The sequence below is a fragment of the Neobacillus drentensis NBRC 102427 genome, assembly GCF_001591445.1.
Taxonomy (GTDB): Bacteria; Bacillota; Bacilli; order Bacillales; family Cytobacillaceae; genus Neobacillus; species Neobacillus drentensis.
This window is the reverse complement of the sequence record NZ_BCUX01000013.1, coordinates 97,891-115,667: the sequence shown is the minus strand read 5'-3', so window position 1 is coordinate 115,667 and position 17,777 is coordinate 97,891. Positions and strand designations below refer to the sequence as shown.

Below are 17,777 nucleotides of genomic sequence, written 5' to 3'. Positions count from 1 at the left end.
TCACTGAAAAGCGTTAGCACCTGAAAAAATGCCTCGGCTAAACAATTTTTTTACGAAAAAGAACGGATGGTCTAGTTGACAAAAGGGGAGGCTAAGCTCCCTCCCCTTTCAGCCAATATTATTTAAATTCAACTTTTGTCAATGCTTCTGATCCAGTTGGGTGTGGTAAGTAATTTGCCACGTCTTTCCCTGCTGCTAATAGCGGAGTTGAGTGAACAAGTGGAACCCAAGGAGCATCGTCATGGATGATTACTTGTGCTTCCTCGTATAGTGCATTACGCTTTGCTTGGTCGATTTCAGTTTGTGCCTTAATTAGGATGTCATGTAATTTGTCATTGCTGTATTGGGAGTAGTTATTACTTCCAATGCTGTCTTTATCAAGCAATGTGTATAAGAAGTTATCAGGGTCCCCATTGTCCCCTGTCCAGCCAAGCATGAACATGTCAAATTCGCCTTTTGCTGCTTTGTCTAAGTAAGTAGCCCAGTCAACAGATTGGATTTTGGCTTTAACATTGATTTTGCTTAAGCTCTCTTGAATAACTTCAGCAACTTTTTGTGCTTCTGGCATATAAGGACGAGCTACAGGCATTGCCCATAAGTCAATTGAAAATCCTTTTTCATAACCAGCTTCTTTTAACAATGCTTTAGCTTTTTCTAAATCATATGGATACGGCTCAACTGCCTTATTATAGCCTTCGATGGAAGGCGGCATTGGATTGACAGCAGGAAGAGCTTTTCCACCATAAAATGCATCAATGATTGATTTTTTATCGACTGCGTAGTTAATCGCTTGACGAACGAGTTTATTATCAAATGGTTTACGAGTGGTTGTTAAACCAATATAGCCAACGTTCATTGATGGACGTTCAATCACTTGGAGGTTAGCATTTGATTTAACGGTCGCCTCATCTGAATTATTTAATCCATCCATGACGTCAATCTCGCCGTTAGCAAGAGCGTTTAAACGTGCAGTATTTTCAGGAATTACACGGAAAATAACTTTGTTTAACTTAGGTAAGCCTTTTTGCCAGTAGTCCGGGTTCTTTTCAAGCGTAATTGTATCGTTTTCTTTCCACTCAACGAATTTAAATGGACCTGTTCCAACTGGATTTTGTCTAAACTTTTCACCGTATTTTTTAACAGCCTCAGGGCTTGCAATACCAAACGGAGACATAGCCAGGTTCTTAAGGAACGGTGCCTGTGGACGTTTTAGCACAAATTGAACGGTATTGGCATCTACTGCTTTAACTTCTTTAATAACGTGGCCCTCATCCTTTTTATATCCACCAAACATGGTGTAATAAGGGAAGCTATCGGCATTACCATTCATCCAGCGGTCAAAGTTAAATACAACCGCATCTGCATTAAAATCAGTACCGTCATGGAATTTAACTCCTTGACGGAGGTGGAATGTGTAAGTCAAACCGTCTGGAGTAACTTCCCACTTCTCAGCAAGGCCCGGATTAATAGTGGTATCTTGATCACCATACTGTAGCAATGTTTCATAAATGTTTTCTGTTACTTTGAATGCTTCACCTTCAGTTGTTGTGATAGGATCTAAAGATGTAGAATCTCCACCACGACCATATACAAGTGTATCTTTTTTCGATTCACTTCCGGCGGCAGGATCCTTCTTACTTCCTGCTTTTTCATTCGTTTTACTGCTGCAGCCGACTAAAAACATACTGATGGCTAATAAAGCTATTAACAGCATTTTAAAAGATCTCTTCTTCATCAATTTTTTGCCCCCCTATATATTTTTTTATCATGGCTGTGTTAAATTAGTCTGTTGATTTCCGCTCCAGTCGCTTCGCTTTCCGCGGGCATGCCGGGGAGCCTCCTCGGCGCTAAAGCGCCTGCGGGGTCTCCCCAGCCCCGTACTCCCGCAGGAGTCTTCGCGATTTCCGCTACAATCAACATAGCTACAAGATCAACATTCGTCTTTACACAGCCTTTATCATAAATGCTGCAAATCACTTGTTATATAAGTGACATGCGACAAAATGACCGTTAAGGTTTTGCTCCACTGGTCTAGTTTTTTTACAAATATCCATCACTTGTGAGCAGCGTGTATGGAAGGCACAGCCGGAAGGAGGATTAGCAGGACTTGGAAGTTCTCCTTCTATTAAAATCGTTTCCCTCTTTATATCCGGGTCTGGTATGGGTACAGCTGAAAGCAGCGCTTTTGTATATGGATGCTTCGGATTTTCATATAGTTCTTCACTTTCTGCTAATTCTATTAATCTTCCTAAATACATCACACCCACACGGTCACTAATATGGCGGACTACTCCTAAATCATGCGCGATAAATATGTAGGTTAGCTGGAATTCCTTTTGAATATCCTTCATTAGATTAAGAACCTGGGCCTGAATGGATACGTCGAGTGCTGAAACAGGCTCGTCAGCAATGATTAGTTTTGGCTTGGTCATTAACGCCTTGGCAATCCCAATCCGTTGACGCTGACCGCCGCTAAATTGGTGCGGATATCTTTTGGCATGGTAACTGCTTAAGCCAACCACTTCCAGCATTTCTCTCACTTGCTTTTTGCGTTCCTCTTTTGTTCCAATTCCATGAACAATGAGTGGCTCTTCAAGAATCTGTTCGATAGAATGCCTTGGATTAAGCGATGCATAGGGATCTTGGAATACCATCTGGATATCTCGGCGGGTTTTTCTTAATTCAGATTTTGACATACTAGTAATCTCTTGATCTTCAAAAACAATCCTGCCCTCACTTGCCTCAATCAATCGCATCAGGAGTCGGCCAGTGGTCGATTTACCGCAGCCGCTTTCACCAACTATGCCCAACGTTTCACCTTTTTTAACATAAAAAGATACATCATCCACAGCTTTGACTTCGCCTTGTTTCCTTCCAAAAAGACCGCCTGTAATCGGAAAGTACTTTTTTAACCCATTAACTTCAAGAAGGAACTCCGACATGGCTGCCACTTCCCTTCTTCAAAGTATGTAGGAAACAACGCACTTCATGTCCGTCATTTTCCATTTGAAATAAATCTGGTGTTTCTTCCTGGCATTGAGCGAATGCCTCTGTGCACCTGGCGGCGAATCGGCAGCCTTTATGAATCGACCCTGGAGTAGGAACTGTGCCAGGAATACTATAAAGCCGATCCTTTTTCCCTCTTAAATCAGGAACGGATTTTAAAAGGCCCTTTGTATAAGGATGCTGAGGATTTTTGAGTATCGTCCTTACATCCCCCTGCTCTAAGATTTGCCCCGCATACATGACAATTACACGTTCACATATTTCTGCGACAACCCCTAAATCATGGGTAATGAGAATGATAGTTGTATTTGTCTTTTTATTTAAATCCTTCATTAATGCCAAAATTTGTGCTTGAATGGTAACGTCAAGTGCGGTTGTTGGCTCGTCTGCAATCAGAACCTTAGGATTGCACGCCATTGCCATGGCGATCATTACCCGTTGTCTCATACCGCCTGAAAGCTGGTGTGGATGTTCTTTTAGAATTCCTTCTGCTCTAGGGATACCGACCAGTTTTAATAATTCGATACTTCTTACAATTGCTTCTCGCTTTGAAAGGTCTGTATGTAGTCGGATTGCTTCCATTAACTGATTTCCAATCGTAAATAGTGGATTTAATGATGTCATTGGCTCTTGAAATATCATTGAAATCTGGTTACCCCGGATTTTACGCCACTCTTTTTCAGAAATATTTTTCAGGTCTTTTCCCTCAAAAATAATTTCGCCATTCTCGATTTTTCCTGGCGGAGAAGGAATCAACCCCATGGCCGCTAACGAAGTGACGCTTTTACCACTCCCCGATTCACCGACAATCCCTAGAATCTCTCCGTCTTTTAATTCGAAACTGATGCCATCAACTGCCGGTACAAGTTTTTTACCTGTTTGAAATGATACCTTTAAGTCTTTTATATGAAGAATAGGATTCTTTTCCACACTTACACCTACCTGTACATGGATTAATTTATGTATTCCCTATAGTCAGAAATATAACAATATAGTAAATTTTAAAATTATTATGACATATATTACTTTAGTGGTAACACCCAAGTATGTCAATTATGTGAAAAAAGTTCAATATTTTCCAATAGCGCTTAGCCGCGTTAATGCAATAAGGTGTTTTTTGTGATGAGAAAAGCAATTTTATTCTTTAAATATTAAAATAATAAAACAAAATAAAAAAAACCTGTACGACTATCGAAGTCTTACAGGGAAATCTCAATATCGTTTTAAGTTTGTGTAAATCTGTATTTTTGCACCCATTGATTTATCTCCTGTTCCTATTGCAAAAATTACTTTTTCATCCCAGTATAAATGTGAATGGCATCCCTTAGAAATTCAGCAGTACCTGGCTGTTCTTTGTCATAATAAGCAGTAAATCTCTCATCATCCACATACATTTGCGCAAGACCTGCATGGGCTTCCTTACTATATTCATTCCAATAGTAGCATAACCATTGCTTATGGAGGTCAGCAGCCTTTTGTGCTAAATCCCCTGCCGGATCCCCGGTTTTATAAGCCTCGGCCAAAGTTACTGTAACCTGTTCAGCTAGCTTTGTGACCTCATCATATTGCACTTGAGTCATATTTTGTAGTTTGGCATTTGACTTATTAACTGTGTCATCCCCGTACTTTTCCCTAATTTCTTTCCCGTATTTCTTCTCGTTCTCATCAATCATTTTCTTCTTAAAGCCCTCGAACTTTTCTTTGTTTGACATGCTCATTCTCCCTTCTGTTACCGCGATCGTTTTATCCACATTCGCTATTAACATTTCTAACTGTTCTTTTTTCTCGAGAAGTTTTTCACGATGCTCTTTCAGTGCAACAGCCCCATCAAAAGAAGGCGCGGTAACAATTTCTTTTATACTTTCTAAACTAATCCCTAATTCCCTGTAGAATAAGATTTGCTGAAGGCGGTCCACTTCCGCTTGACCATAGATTCGATATCCTGACGAATTAATTCTTGCCGGCTTAAGAATTCCAATCTCATCATAGTACCGAAGGGTTCTGGTACTCACACCTGCTAGACTGCCTAATTTCTGCACCGTATACTCCATTCAATCACCTCCTCATAAGCTAACGATACTCCTTTACGCAACGTCAATGTCAATTAGTATTATGCCTATTTTCGGAAAATAGTGCCTGACACCACAGATGGACATTTGTCCAATTGTGGTGTCAGGCACCCATTTTAATTTAATTCTCTTTACACTCTCTGTTAGTGAATATTTTCTACTATTCTATTATAGTGAAAAATCACTTTAATCAGAAATTATTTACTATTTTAAAAAAACTTTCTTTTATAAAAACCACTGACAAGAATTCAGTAATATCAATGTTTTTAAACTTTTATAACTTATTTTCCAAAAAAAGTTTTTGACAATTCAAAACTCTAGAAAGTATTATAGAATAATATAAGGGAGGTAATAACATGTCAAAAATCAATAGACAGAAAATTGTGGATAGTGTCCCTCAAACAGGATTTTTTGGACATCCTAAAGGACTATCTACACTTTTCTTTACCGAATTCTGGGAGCGTTTCTCTTACTATGGAATGAGGGCCATCCTTGTTTTCTATATGTATTATGAAGTCACAAAAGGTGGCTTGGGTATTGATAAGAGTCTCGCACTTTCAATCATGTCCATCTACGGATCACTTGTTTACATGTCCGGAATAATTGGCGGCTGGCTGGCTGACCGAATCTTTGGGTCTTCAAAAGCCGTGTTTTACGGTGGAATTTTAATTATGTTTGGACATATAGCACTCGCTATTCCGGGCAGTGTTGCTATGTTCTTTGTTTCTATGGTATTGATTGTCCTAGGTACTGGGATGCTTAAACCAAATGTTTCTTCCGCTGTTGGTGAATTGTACAGCGAAAAGGACGAACGACGTGATGCAGGTTTCACAATTTACTATATGAGTATTAACCTGGGAGGATTCTTATCCCCATTAATCGTTGGATCGATAGCTAACTTCCACATAGGTTTTGCGATTGCAGCTGTAGGTATGTTCTTTGGATTACTTGTGTTCGTTCTAACAAAGAAAAAAAATCTAGGGCTAGTAGGAACGGTGATCGCCAATCCACTGTCACCTACAGAAAAGAAAAAGACCTTCACTATTTTTGGATTAGCTGTAATTATTCTTGCTGTTTTATGTGCAGTATTAATACCAAAGGGACTTTTAACTTTTGCTAGATTTATTAATATTGTCACTTTCCTTGGAATTTTAATTCCAACGATTTACTTTGTTGTGATGTATCGCAGTCCAAAAACCACTGCTGTTGAACGTTCTAGAATTATTGCTTATATTCCATTATTTATTGCAGCAGTTATGTTCTGGGCAATCCAAGAGCAAGGCTCAACCATCCTTGCTAGTTATGCTGATACTCGCACGCAATTACATTTTGCAGGAATTGAAATTAAACCTGCGTGGTTCCAATCGTTAAACCCGTTATTTATTATTATATTTGCGCCATTATTTGCTTGGATATGGGTTAAATTAGGAAAGCGCCAGCCAACGATACCTCAAAAGTTCTCATTATCATTATTATTTGCTGGTTTGTCATTCCTTGTTATTCTTATCCCATCCTATTTTGGTGGTACGGATTCATTGGTAAGCCCAATGTGGCTTGTTATTAGTTATTTAATTGTTGTATTTGGTGAATTGTGTATGTCACCTGTAGGATTATCAGCCACAACAAAATTAGCTCCTGCAGCTTTCTCAGCACAAACAATGAGCCTATGGTTCCTAGCAAGTGCTGCTGCACAAGCCCTAAATGCTCAAGTTGTTAAATTCTATACACCTGAAACTGAAATGACCTATTTTGGTGTAATCGGTGGAGCATCTATCGTCCTAGGTATTATCCTATTAGTGTTGGCACCGAAAATTCAGGGCTACATGAAAGGTATTAGATAATAAGAAAACGAGGTGCCCAGTCTTCTCATCCAATGTTAACGGATGATGAAGACTGGGCACCTTTTTTATTTGTGATAAAATATACTGAGAATGGAGGAATTCGTATGGAACTTAAAGAGAAAGTAAAAAATCTCCCCTCTTCCCCGGGAGTGTATCTTATGAAGGACTCCAGAGCACAGATTATATATGTAGGGAAAGCAAAGAATCTTAAAAATCGTGTACGGTCTTACTTCCAAAATTCCCAATCTCATTCTCAAAAGATCATCAAGCTTAAAGCAAGTCTAAAGGATTTTGATTATATTCTCACAGATACAGAATTTGAAGCCTTCATGCTTGAATGTCAATTAATCAGGGAAATAAAGCCAATTTTTAATCGGATGATGAAAAGTCCTCAAGCCTATATCTACATCGGGATTCAAATGGATGACAGTTATCAAAGAATTGAAATTTGTAGTACCCCCGATAAGCCAAATAATCTCTATTTTGGGCCTTATACCAGTAAACATACAGTAGAAAGGGCACTTCAAGGGATAAAGAATTTCTATAAGATAAGCTGCAGCACCCCTTCAAAAAAGAATAATCCGTGTTTAAACTATTCCTTAGGGTTGTGCATCGGTGTGTGTATGGGAGGCACAGCGCTCGACCAGTACAATGACAGCATAAACAAAATCATCGGATTACTTGAAGGCAAGGATACGAGCCTGTTGGAGATATTTGAGCGAAGAATGATAGAGGCCTCAGAAACATTCGAATTTGAAGAAGCCGTAAAATATAGGGACATGTTGGAGTCCATTCACTCGCTACTCAATAAGGAAAAAGTGATTGAATTTGCGGAAAGCGATAAAAATTTGGTCGTCATCGAATCCTTAACAGATAGGATTTTTAAGCTATTCCTGATCAAGAAAAACAATGTCCTTTTTAGTAAAAAATATCAATGGTCTGAGGTTGAAACTTTGCGTGAAGCCATCAAGACCACTGTTTTAACCACTTTTAAAACTAAGAACGAAACATCCGCAAAGAAAATCAACAAGGATGAGATAGATGCAGCGCAGATTATCTATAGCTATTTGAAAGGAAGTAACAGCCGTTATCTCATCATTTCTGAACAAATGCTTGATTTAGAATACACAACAGATTTAGATGCGGAATTAATGAAATTACTAACTTATCGTGAAACTAATAGCTGATAAATTAAAAATCTTTCATTAGAATTATGCTCATAAAAGTAAGGAAGCGTAATTTCCTTTTTCAATTCAAAGGAAGTGTCATTTTCTAAATAATAAATATAATCTTCTGATGGGTAGTATAAAATCAATTCAATATTTCGTTCGAATTTTTCAATTGATAGTAATATATTATTAATTGTTTTCATAAAAATTTGAATGGAAAATGGATTGAAAAAGTAAAAGCGATTGTCAATTTGATCAACCTGATATTCTTCTGCCAGGCAGCAATAAAAATAAATAGGGCTATCAATTATTTTAGTTTTCTTTAAATAACTATTTTGATTTTCGATTGCTTCCTGATAGAATTCTTCATTCATTTCAATGCCAACGACCGTTGCACCAAAGTGATAATAAATAAAAAAGTTAAGTCGCCCTTTACCACACCCAAAGTCAACGATTCGATCGCTGCTAGTCAATTGATAGTGGTTAAATAATTCTTCTAGCGCACTATAGGGTGTGGGTTCATAACGATGGTAATGGAAAGACTTATTAAATCCGTTTTGGTCCCCTCCCGTATTAATCCCCAATAATTTATCATAATAATATTCTTTCATCGTAAACTCCATTTCGAACGAATTCATCCCCCACTTAACGTGAGGGATTTCTTTTCAAGCAACCTTAATTGCTTTACCAAAAGGAACCCTTGGTAAGATAGCACCAGGTACAAGCCAAATCATTTCAAAACTAACCGAGTCAATTTCTTCAGCAATAAAGCCTGTTACATCGGTAATATAAAACAGCGTATCGATATTTTCTTCCTCTGCCCACTCAAGTACCAAAGTATATGAAGACTTACCATGTGTATAGTATTTAATTGTATCACTTTTGACTGGTGAAGTACTCCTAATTTTAAAGTCGGCTTGCACCAGAATGGTATCTGGTTTAAGCTGTTCAAACAGTTTTACTATGTTATTGATTAAAATGCTTGGGGCTTCATTCGTGGAAGTGTCAACAGCTAACGCAACCTTTTTATCTTGACGCTGTTGAATCATTGAAAGTATCGTCTTGTGCCATTTCAACACAACCAACTCCTTTGGAATGAATAAGTGAACCATCTTATTTTGGTATATAAAGAAAAGGTTTATGTTTGGATAATAGAGGTAATCAGAGCAACAATAAAAATGAATAAGGCTCATCCTATTCTAGCGTCAGATGAGCACTTTATTTTACTATTCTTTAATATCATTCAGTTCATCAATCAGTTGTTTGGTTCGTTTCGCATTTCCTTCAGCAAAGTTTTCGAGCCGTTCTTTTAGTTCATCATCATCATGAATTCGCTCTGCCGTTATAAGATAGTCCCGCATTAAACTTTCTTCCGTTGCGATGGAATCTTCAAGAACGTCTTTTAGAATTTTCTTTTCTTCATCGTTTTTATTATTAAATAAATTTAAGTCCATCTGCAAAACCTCCTTTTCACCTTTATCGTTCTCTTTTATATTTCCAGATATCCACGTGGCATTATTATATTCAACTTGCCACTTTCAGGTAAATTGTGTAAGATTAAATCGTAGGCGATTTAATTTATTAAAAAATAAATAATAATCCAGGGAGATGCTAAAATGACAACAATATATGATTTTAGTGTAAAGATGACTAATGGCGAGGAAAAATCTTTAATGGATTACGAAGGCAAACCATTATTAATTGTCAATACTGCTAGTAAATGCGGATTGACACCTCAATTCAAAGGACTTCAGGAATTATATGAAAAATACCATGAGCTTGGCTTAGAAATTTTAGGCTTCCCATGTGATCAATTCGCCAATCAAGAATTTGCAAATATTGATGAGACAACTCAGTTTTGCCAATTAAATTACGGTGTAACCTTCCCGATATTTGCAAAAATTGATGTAAATGGCACGAATACTGATCCCCTCTTTACTCATTTAAAAAACAAAAAACCAGGAGCCCTTTCAAAAAATATTAAATGGAATTTCACAAAATTTCTAGTCGACCCTAATGGTCAGGTGATTGAACGCTATGCACCAACGACGGAACCAAGCAGAATTGAGAAGGATATAAAAAGTTTATTATCATAGTTATTTAAAGTTAGGTGATCATCATGGAAGACTTCATGCTTTTAAAAAATCAACTATGCTTTGCGGTTTATGAAACAGCGAGTGAATTTAATAAGTTATATTCCAGTACACTTCAACCTTATGGATTAACCTATCCTCAATACTTGGTTTTATTAGCACTATGGGAAAAAGATAGTGTAACGGTTAAAGAACTTGGAAAAAAATTACATTTAGGTACAGGAACATTGACTCCGATGCTAACAAGGATGGAAGCAAACGGATGGATTAGAAAAGAACGTTCAAAAACTGATGAACGCAGGGTCTATATCTTTTTGCAAAAGAAAGCACTGAATGAAAAGAAGGCAATTACAAAAACAGTCAGTAACGAAATACAATCCTGTAATATTGGACTTGAGGAATACAAACAGCTAATGGAGCGATTGAATCAATTGCATAGGAAGCTGAAAGAACGGGAACGTTAACCTTACAACATGGCACTATATGAATCAATAACAAAAAAACAACACTTTTTGTTTCAAGTGTTGTTTTTTTAGCATTATTTCACCCACATATTTTCAAGCCAATTATCAAAATCAGACCCTTTATTTCCTTCATATGTATCATACACATCAAGTCTCATTTTCTTTACTTTCTCTTTAAACTCTTCAAAGGTATGACCTTCAGGAAGACTTTTCTTAATTCTTAACAAAATTTTATTTATATCTTTATTAAATTCGCCTTTTTTCCTTTGTGGTAATTGAACATCTTCTCCTAAACTTTTCAACTTCCGGAATGCCGCTTCTTGAACTTTATAGACTGAATCATTATTCATGATTCGTATAAGTATATCGACAACATGTTTGTTCTTCCAATTTCCTAACTCTTCAACCGCATCTAAACGCTCTCTCCAATTAGATGTTCGACTGGCTTGTTTCTTTAATTCCTCATAATTTTCCGGTAACGTACTTTTTTCTTCAGTTTTTTTCAAATAATCCAATCTCCTTCAGTCCATATAATATTTCGATCTTAACCTCTCCAAGATTTGAGTGTAATATTTCTAATCATTGATGTCAATTATCACTGATTTTAATGCTAAAAGAATTGGAGAATTTTTTTATGTTCAATTAAAAAAAGCAAGTAAACTTGTCCAACTTGGACTTTGTGTACTTGCAAATGCCTCTATGACTAGAGATATTTATACTTTATCTAACCATTGGATTATTAAACAATCCCAGTTACCAAATATACGGCAATGACAAAGAATGCTGCGATGGTTTTAATTATGGTAATGGCGAAAATGTCACGATAAGACTGCTTATGAGTTAAACCTGTAATAGCCAGCAAGGTAATGACTGCCCCATTATGTGGTAGTGTATCCATACCACCTGAAGCCATGGAAATGACACGGTGCATTACTTCAAGTGGAATACCGAATTGATTTGCTAGTTCAATATATTTTTCTGACATCATTCCAAGAGTGATGGCAATACCAGCGGAAGCTGAACCAGAGATTGCAGAAAGAATGTTGGTTGTAACAGCTCCGTTTAGTAAAGGATGCGAGAATACTTTTGCAATTCCATCTCTTGCCATACCAAAACCAGGCATATTTGAAATTACAGCTCCAAATCCATATTCTGTTGCAGAGTTCATAATAGCAAGGAGTGCACCTGCTACCCCGATCCTCATTCCATCTTTGAAATTCATCAAAACAGGTTTACGATTATAAAGAATGGTAGCAAGAATACCGACTAAAAGGGCGATTTCAACAGACCAAATTCCAATAACTTTAGACGTTTCAATGCTTGGAAAATTCATTCCAATGGATTCAAAATCGAAACCGTTTGGATACCATTTTGGAATAATCGTTGTAAATACTTTGTTTAAAACAGCTACTAATAAAACAGGTAAAAAGGCGAAAATTTTACGTCCAATACTCTCATTTTCGTCCAAATTAATGGAAACTTCATTTGTTTCTTTGATTGTACCGAAACAATCATAACCTTCTCCTGCTTTTTCTGCCTTTTTACGACGAGAGTTTAAATACCACATTCCAATTATGAAGATAAAAATCGCTCCGATAATCCCAAGCGTAGGTGCTGCATAAAGATCTGTTTTAAAGAAGGTTGTTGGAATTACGTTTTGTACTTGTGGCGAACCAGGTAATGCATCCATCGTAAAGGTGAAGGAACCAAGCGCAATCGTACCTGGAATCAATCGTTTTGGAATATTTGATTGTCTGAATAGGTGTGCAGCAAATGGATAAACAGCAAATGCTACCACTACTAAGCTAATTCCACTATATGTTAAAATGGCAGCAAGTAAAACGATGGCTAACATTCCTCGTTTTTGACCCACGACGTTAACAATGGTAGAAGCAATTGATTTAGCAAGTCCTGACATTTCTACTACTTTACCAAAAATCGCTCCTAATAAGAAAATTGGAAAGTAAAGCTGAATGTATTCAACCATTTTCCCCATAAATACATTAGAGTAAACAGGTAGAAGCCATCCGGGTTCTGTTAAAAGCACAGCAAACAATGCACATAAAGGTGCAAAAATGATAACTGAAAATCCTCGGTATGCGATAAACATTAACATTCCGAGAGCTAATAAAATAACAACTAATTCCATAAAATTTCTCCTCTAATCCTATAATGTAAATTTCAGCTAAGATGAAATTAAGACACACACTCTCTCTTCTTAAAAGGGTATAACGCTTACAAGTGCAGTAAAAATAGATAATAAAAAATTATTATTGCGATATAAAATAGTTGATGGAAGGGGAACAGTTTTGTCCCCTCTTCCAAAAACCCTATTCTATTAATCTCTTTTTAGTCAGATATAAAATTTTAGGCCAAAACTATTTTTGACTTATTTTTAGCAATTTCTGCTGCTACTTCAACGATCATATCCTCTTGACCGCCAACTACTTTCCGCTTGCCTAATTCAATTAAGATATCACGTGAATCTACACCAAATTTTGTAGCCGCACGTTTTGCATGAAGCGCAAAGCTCGAGTATACACCGGCATATCCAAGTGTTAGGCTATCTTTGGTAATTTCTTGTGGTACTTGTAAAAGTGGTGCGACAATATCCTCAGATAAATCCATCATTTTATATAAATCTACCCCTGTTTTAATTCCCATCCGTTCACAAACTGCAACAAGTACTTCTGTTTGTGTATTACCGGCACCGGCACCAAGGCAACGAACGCTGCCATCTATACGAGTAGCGCCTTCTTCAATGGCTACAAGTGTGTTTGCCATTGCAAGTGATAGATTATTATGGCCATGGAAACCAACATTAACACCAATCGATTGTTTTAGGGCTCGAATACGTTCGCGAACTTGATCAGGAAGTAAGTATCCTGCGGAGTCAACCACATAGACTGTGTCCGCTCCATAGCTTTCCATTAGTTTTGCCTGCTCAACTAACTTACTGACAGGTGCCATATGGTTCATCATTAAGAATCCTACAGTTTCCATCCCAAGTTCTTTTGCATAGGCAATATGTTGTGGCGCCACGTCTGCTTCTGTTACATGTGTCGCAATACGAGCCATTTTTGCCCCTAAATTAGCTGCTTCTTTTAATTCATGTAATGTCCCGATACCTGGTAATAAAAGAACCGCAATTTTAGATTTATCGGCAACAGAAACAGCTGCTTCAATTAATTCCATTTCATTTGTACGTGAAAGTCCATACTGTAAGGACGAACCTGCTAACCCGTCTCCATGTGAAACCTCAATATATGGAACATTTGCATCGTTTAATGCCTTTGTCACTTTAAGTACTTGCTCCACTGTATATTGATGATTGATGGCATGGCTTCCATCGCGTAAGGCTACCTCAGTGATAAGAATATCTCTTTCATTTGTCATTTTTATTTACCCCTTTCCACAGCTTAAACTGTTGCTTTCGTTAATAGTTTTTTTGCAAACGCTTCGGCAATTTTAACACCGGCAGATGTCATGATATCTAGGTTTCCTGCGTATTTAGGTAGGTAATCTCCTGCACCTTCTACTTCAAGGAAGATGGTTACTTTATTTCCTTCGAAAATAGGTTCGGTCCGTAGTCGATAGCCGGGTACATAGGATTGAACAACTTCAGCCATTTCATCAATCGATTTTCTAATTGCTGCTTCGTCCATTTTTCCTTCTTCAACAAGTGTATAAACAGTATCACGCATCATAATTGGCGGTTCTGCTGGGTTTAAAATCATAATTGCTTTGCCTTTTTTCGCACCGCCAACCTTTGAAATAGCCAGTGAAGTGGTTTCAGTAAATTCATCGATATTTGCACGTGTTCCGGGACCTGCACTCAAGCTGGCAATCGTCGCAACGATTTCTGCATATTCTACTGGAGCGACACGGTTAACTGCATGGACCATTGGTATAGTTGCTTGACCGCCACAGGTAATTAAATTGATATTATCTTTATCTAAATGTTCGTCAATATTTACGGCAGCACATACATATGGACCAACAGCGGCAGGAGTCATATCAATTACTTTAATTCCTGCTTCTTTTAATACTTTTGCATTATAGAGATGAGCCTTGGCCGAAGTTGCATCAAATACGATGTCAGCTTCTAATGTTGGGTCTGAAAGAAAACCATCAATCCCAGTATCAACCCCTGCATAACCTAATTCTCTGGCACGTCGTAATCCATCTGATTGCGGGTCAATCCCAATTACAGCTGTTAACTCTAATAATTCTGAACGTCCAAGTTTAACCATTAAATCTGTTCCAATGTTTCCTGAGCCAAGAACGGCAACTTTTACTTTTGACAAAATAATTCTCCTCCTAAAAATTAATGTGTTTTTTTATTCTCTCTAGTCATTCTATAAGGTGCTTTCCTTTATACCCTAAACAAATAGATATCTCAGCTGCAGCCTTTTTAATTCCAGCAATAACCTTAGGAAGCTTATTTTCATCAAGCCTCATTTTAGGCGCAGCACAGCTGATTGAAGCGATTACATTTCCTTGATGATTAAAAATGGGAGCGGCTATACATTTCAACCCTAGCTCAATTTCCTCATCATCTACGGCATAGCCTTGCTCGCGGATCGAATGTAACTGTTCCTTAATATCCTCAATATTTGTCATCGTGTGCTTTGTGAACGATTCCAATTTGATGGAAGATAAGATTCTGTTTGCCTCATTTTCATTTAAGTAAGCAAGGATTGACTTCCCAACTCCTGTACTATGAAAAGGTGCTCTTTTTCCAATATGTGAATAAATAGTAAGGGTACTATGCCCTTCTACCTTTTCAATGTAAATAACTTCATCACGTTGTAAGGAAACTAAGTGAACGGTTTCATTAAGTTCATCCACTAACTCTCTAATAAATGGTCTTGCAACTTTCCCAATATCGAGATGTTTTCCGACAAAATTACCAAGTTCAAACAGTTTAATTCCCGGCCTATACTTTGCATCTTCAGGATTTTGTTGAAGATAGCCCCTATGTTCCAAGGTCTTGATAATTCCATGAACAGTACTTTTTGATAAGTTTAAATTCTCACTAATCTCTTTGATACTAAGTTCTGGTTTAGTAACCAAAAATAATTCAAGGATATCAGCGGCTCTTTCAACAGACTGAATTAATCGTTCTGACACAAACATCCTCCTTTTATTCGGCATTACCGAATGGCATTCGCATTTCTTAAGGACAATTTAATAGTAACTCTCGTTCATTATTCTGTCAATATTTTAATGATTTATTTTGCATCAAAAAAAGAGTCTGATTTCCAATGGAAATCAGACTCTTTTTATATAATCTCAAATTGCTTAAAACCTGTTGTATCTGGGATAAAATCTAATGTTTTATTATTGAAATAATGGCACTCACCATTGTCAATAATAAAATGCAACTCCCCTTTAGTAATTTCTGCATCATTTTGGTGAATTGATTCTTCGAAGGTTAATTTTACCTTCATAAAACAACTTTTTCGCATTTGTAATCGAATTAATTGTTTTGAGCCTGCTAAATTCAACCTATTTTGCAGTTCTGTTTTGGCATTCTCAGTTAAAATAAACACGAGCATCCCCTCCCCTTTATTCCTTGCTTCGCTACTTTTTACTATTCCAAAAAAATTTTAATTTGATGAACTTATGTCCCACAAAAGGTTCGGTAAGGCTGACCAGTTTGGGCAGGCAGTGTCGAGTACTCAGATTGTTCCTCGGAGTGCGCATATGGTCTTGATAATATGTCAAGCAGCCGCTTTAGAACACTGTAGTCTCCTTGTTCCACTGCAGCTTCTAATACCTCTTCTACCCGGTGGTTCCGAGGGATGATTGCCGGATTGCTGTTTCGCATCAATTTTTTCGAAGAATCCTTCGAATCCTGCTGTCTGTCAAGTCTCTCCTGCCATTGCTTATACCACTGTATAAACTCTGGGGCATCCTTTAAGACCGTATCCTCCGGCTTTTCAAAAGTTAATGCTCGGAAGGTATTAGTATAGTCGGCCTTATACGTCTGCATCATTTTAAGCAGGTCCTCAACTAGAGATTCATCCTGTTTCTCTTCGTTAAATAGTCCGAGCTTGGCTCTCATTCCAGTTAGCCAATTCCTTTGATATAACTCGATAAAATTTGAAATTTCATCCTGAGCCATTTGGACCGCCTGTTCCTGATTGTCATGAATGAGCGGCAATAGGGTTTCAGCAAATCGGGCCAGATTCCAACCAGCAATATAGGGTTGATTGCCATAAGCATAGCGTCCTTGCGTATCTATAGAACTAAAGACAGTTTCCGGGTCATAGGTATCCATAAAGGCACAGGGACCATAGTCGATCGTTTCTCCGCTAATGGTCATGTTGTCAGTGTTCATCACCCCGTGGATAAAGCCGGCCAGCTGCCATTTAGCAATGAGCGAAGCTTGCCGTTTGATCACTTCCTGAAGCAATGAAAGATAACGTCGCTCATCAAGGGCAACCTCATGATAATGGCGTTCTAATGTATAGTCAGCAAGAACCCGGAGTTCCTCAACTGTGCCCCATTTTGCAACGTATTGAAAGGTACCCACTCGCAGATGACTAGAAGCGACACGAGTTAGAATTGCACCAGGCAGAGCGGTTTCGCGGAGGACTTCCTCACCGGTTGTCACAACTGCCAGACTTCTGGTGGTTGGGATCCCAAGTGCATGCAATGCTTCGCTGATGATGTACTCACGCAGCATCGGGCCAAGAGACGCTCGACCATCTCCCCCGCGGGAGTAGGGGGTTCTCCCCGGACCTTTGAGTTGAATATCAAACCGTTCACCTTTAGGGGTAATCTGTTCGCCAAGCAGAATAGCCCGTCCATCCCCTAACTTGGTAAAATGCCCAAATTGATGTCCTGCATATGCTTGGGCAAGCGGCTTAGCACTTTCAGGTAACTGGTTCCCCGCAAACACGGCTAGGCCATTTACATTTTCAAGCTCCTGTTGATTCAAGCCCAGGGAAGCAGCCAGTCGATTATTAAGAATGATCAACTGTGGTAAGCGGACAGGAGTTGGGTTGGTGCTGGTAAAAAATATTTCTGGCAAACGAGCATAACTGTTGTCGAAGTTCCAGCCTGGTTCTTTTATTTCTTCAGACATTTTATCCCCTTTTCTTTTTTTTGTCATTTTTACTTAGTG

Annotated in this window: 19 protein-coding genes; 4 read left to right on the top strand and 15 right to left on the bottom strand. The window is 38.0% G+C overall.

The annotated features are described in order from the left end of the window. Positions 1 to 118: 118 nt before the first annotated feature. The 5 genes from BDR01S_RS08425 to BDR01S_RS08410 all read right to left on the bottom strand — a co-directional run bounded on the left by BDR01S_RS08425 (position 119) and on the right by BDR01S_RS08410 (position 5,057). Entirely contained in the window at positions 119 to 1,735 is a 1,617-nt protein-coding gene (locus BDR01S_RS08425; RefSeq protein WP_066259729.1) for an ABC transporter substrate-binding protein, read from the bottom strand. A gap of 41 nt (positions 1,736 to 1,776) precedes the next feature. After that, a complete protein-coding gene (locus tag BDR01S_RS25715; protein WP_169801422.1) occupies positions 1,777 to 1,977 on the bottom strand; it encodes a hypothetical protein in 201 nt (66 codons plus the stop codon). Next, entirely contained in the window at positions 1,974 to 2,942 is a 969-nt protein-coding gene (locus BDR01S_RS08420; protein ID WP_066251496.1) for an ABC transporter ATP-binding protein, read from the bottom strand. The genes BDR01S_RS25715 and BDR01S_RS08420 overlap by 4 nt, the downstream gene beginning before the upstream one ends. Beyond that, complete coding sequence (locus tag BDR01S_RS08415) at positions 2,923 to 3,936, bottom strand: ABC transporter ATP-binding protein (protein ID WP_066251494.1); 1,014 nt, start codon at positions 3,934 to 3,936, stop codon at positions 2,923 to 2,925. Before BDR01S_RS08415 ends, BDR01S_RS08420 begins: the two co-directional genes overlap by 20 nt. Before the next feature lie 356 nt (positions 3,937 to 4,292). After that, on the bottom strand, positions 4,293 to 5,057 hold the full coding sequence (locus tag BDR01S_RS08410) for a MerR family transcriptional regulator (protein WP_066251491.1): 765 nt from the start codon (positions 5,055 to 5,057) through the stop codon (positions 4,293 to 4,295). A gap of 374 nt (positions 5,058 to 5,431) precedes the next feature. On the opposite strand from BDR01S_RS08410, the gene BDR01S_RS08405 reads away from it, so the two are divergent. Next, positions 5,432 to 6,916, top strand: a complete 1,485-nt coding sequence (locus BDR01S_RS08405) for a peptide MFS transporter (protein ID WP_066251489.1) — start codon at positions 5,432 to 5,434, stop codon at positions 6,914 to 6,916. 32 nt (positions 6,917 to 6,948) lie between these two features. Next, positions 6,949 to 8,103: a GIY-YIG nuclease family protein gene (locus BDR01S_RS08400; protein WP_235846521.1), complete on the top strand. Its 1,155-nt coding sequence runs from the start codon at positions 6,949 to 6,951 to the stop codon at positions 8,101 to 8,103. Here BDR01S_RS08400 and BDR01S_RS08395 read toward each other — a convergent pair. From BDR01S_RS08395 to BDR01S_RS08385, 3 genes are all read right to left on the bottom strand, one after another. Next, positions 8,082 to 8,696, bottom strand: a complete 615-nt coding sequence (locus BDR01S_RS08395; RefSeq protein WP_066259727.1) for a methyltransferase — start codon at positions 8,694 to 8,696, stop codon at positions 8,082 to 8,084. The two genes, BDR01S_RS08400 and BDR01S_RS08395, sit on opposite strands and share 22 nt — an antisense overlap. Before the next feature lie 54 nt (positions 8,697 to 8,750). Continuing rightward, the gene (locus tag BDR01S_RS08390; protein ID WP_066251487.1) at positions 8,751 to 9,161 is read right to left on the bottom strand and encodes a vWA domain-containing protein; all 411 of its coding nucleotides are present in this window, start codon (positions 9,159 to 9,161) and stop codon (positions 8,751 to 8,753) included. Positions 9,162 to 9,311: 150 nt separating this feature from the next. Next, positions 9,312 to 9,539, bottom strand: a complete 228-nt coding sequence (locus tag BDR01S_RS08385; protein WP_066251484.1) for a hypothetical protein — start codon at positions 9,537 to 9,539, stop codon at positions 9,312 to 9,314. A gap of 162 nt (positions 9,540 to 9,701) precedes the next feature. Here BDR01S_RS08385 and BDR01S_RS08380 point away from each other — a divergent pair, with 162 nt between their 5' ends. Both BDR01S_RS08380 and BDR01S_RS08375 read left to right on the top strand, forming a co-directional pair. Further along, complete coding sequence (locus BDR01S_RS08380; protein WP_066251482.1) at positions 9,702 to 10,181, top strand: glutathione peroxidase; 480 nt, start codon at positions 9,702 to 9,704, stop codon at positions 10,179 to 10,181. 23 nt (positions 10,182 to 10,204) lie between these two features. Beyond that, positions 10,205 to 10,642, top strand: a complete 438-nt coding sequence (locus tag BDR01S_RS08375) for a MarR family winged helix-turn-helix transcriptional regulator (RefSeq protein WP_066251480.1) — start codon at positions 10,205 to 10,207, stop codon at positions 10,640 to 10,642. Between the two features lie 74 nt (positions 10,643 to 10,716). On the opposite strand, the gene BDR01S_RS08370 is transcribed toward BDR01S_RS08375, so the two are convergent. The 7 genes from BDR01S_RS08370 to BDR01S_RS08340 form a co-directional block, all read right to left on the bottom strand. Then, positions 10,717 to 11,148, bottom strand: a complete 432-nt coding sequence (locus tag BDR01S_RS08370) for a HEAT repeat domain-containing protein (protein WP_066251476.1) — start codon at positions 11,146 to 11,148, stop codon at positions 10,717 to 10,719. 233 nt (positions 11,149 to 11,381) lie between these two features. Further along, positions 11,382 to 12,791 carry a GntP family permease gene (locus BDR01S_RS08365; RefSeq protein ID WP_066251475.1) on the bottom strand — a complete coding sequence of 470 codons (1,410 nt, stop codon included), beginning with the start codon at positions 12,789 to 12,791 and terminating at the stop codon, positions 11,382 to 11,384. A 218-nt stretch (positions 12,792 to 13,009) separates the two neighbouring features. Beyond that, positions 13,010 to 14,038 (bottom strand): 4-hydroxy-2-oxovalerate aldolase, encoded by a 1,029-nt coding sequence (gene dmpG / locus BDR01S_RS08360; protein WP_066251471.1) that lies wholly within the window; start codon positions 14,036 to 14,038, stop codon positions 13,010 to 13,012. 23 nt (positions 14,039 to 14,061) lie between these two features. After that, positions 14,062 to 14,949, bottom strand: a complete 888-nt coding sequence (locus BDR01S_RS08355; RefSeq protein ID WP_066251468.1) for an acetaldehyde dehydrogenase (acetylating) — start codon at positions 14,947 to 14,949, stop codon at positions 14,062 to 14,064. Positions 14,950 to 14,995: 46 nt separating this feature from the next. Then, a complete protein-coding gene (locus BDR01S_RS08350) occupies positions 14,996 to 15,775 on the bottom strand; it encodes an IclR family transcriptional regulator (protein ID WP_066251462.1) in 780 nt (259 codons plus the stop codon). A 152-nt stretch (positions 15,776 to 15,927) separates the two neighbouring features. Then, positions 15,928 to 16,203: an iron-sulfur cluster biosynthesis gene (locus tag BDR01S_RS08345; RefSeq protein WP_235846520.1), complete on the bottom strand. Its 276-nt coding sequence runs from the start codon at positions 16,201 to 16,203 to the stop codon at positions 15,928 to 15,930. A gap of 65 nt (positions 16,204 to 16,268) precedes the next feature. Then, positions 16,269 to 17,765 (bottom strand): protein adenylyltransferase SelO, encoded by a 1,497-nt coding sequence (locus BDR01S_RS08340; protein WP_066251456.1) that lies wholly within the window; start codon positions 17,763 to 17,765, stop codon positions 16,269 to 16,271. Positions 17,766 to 17,777 lie beyond the last annotated feature (12 nt).

Excerpts from the sequence above, each read along its gene's own strand:
- BDR01S_RS08410 (WP_066251491.1), bottom strand. The coding sequence starts at position 5,057 with ATGGAGTATACGGTGCAGAAATTAGGCAGTCTAGCAGGTGTGAGTACC.
- BDR01S_RS08395 (WP_066259727.1), bottom strand. The coding sequence starts at position 8,696 with ATGAAAGAATATTATTATGATAAATTATTGGGGATTAATACGGGAGGG.
- BDR01S_RS08400 (WP_235846521.1), top strand. The coding sequence starts at position 6,949 with ATGTTAACGGATGATGAAGACTGGGCACCTTTTTTATTTGTGATAAAA.
- BDR01S_RS08405 (WP_066251489.1), top strand. The coding sequence starts at position 5,432 with ATGTCAAAAATCAATAGACAGAAAATTGTGGATAGTGTCCCTCAAACA.
- BDR01S_RS08380 (WP_066251482.1), top strand. The coding sequence starts at position 9,702 with ATGACAACAATATATGATTTTAGTGTAAAGATGACTAATGGCGAGGAA.
- dmpG (WP_066251471.1), bottom strand. The coding sequence starts at position 14,038 with ATGACAAATGAAAGAGATATTCTTATCACTGAGGTAGCCTTACGCGAT.
- BDR01S_RS08425 (WP_066259729.1), bottom strand. The coding sequence starts at position 1,735 with ATGAAGAAGAGATCTTTTAAAATGCTGTTAATAGCTTTATTAGCCATC.
- BDR01S_RS08420 (WP_066251496.1), bottom strand. The coding sequence starts at position 2,942 with ATGTCGGAGTTCCTTCTTGAAGTTAATGGGTTAAAAAAGTACTTTCCG.
- BDR01S_RS08365 (WP_066251475.1), bottom strand. The coding sequence starts at position 12,791 with ATGGAATTAGTTGTTATTTTATTAGCTCTCGGAATGTTAATGTTTATC.
- BDR01S_RS08375 (WP_066251480.1), top strand. The coding sequence starts at position 10,205 with ATGGAAGACTTCATGCTTTTAAAAAATCAACTATGCTTTGCGGTTTAT.
- BDR01S_RS08340 (WP_066251456.1), bottom strand. The coding sequence starts at position 17,765 with ATGACAAAAAAAAGAAAAGGGGATAAAATGTCTGAAGAAATAAAAGAA.
- BDR01S_RS08345 (WP_235846520.1), bottom strand. The coding sequence starts at position 16,203 with ATGCTCGTGTTTATTTTAACTGAGAATGCCAAAACAGAACTGCAAAAT.
- BDR01S_RS08385 (WP_066251484.1), bottom strand. The coding sequence starts at position 9,539 with ATGGACTTAAATTTATTTAATAATAAAAACGATGAAGAAAAGAAAATT.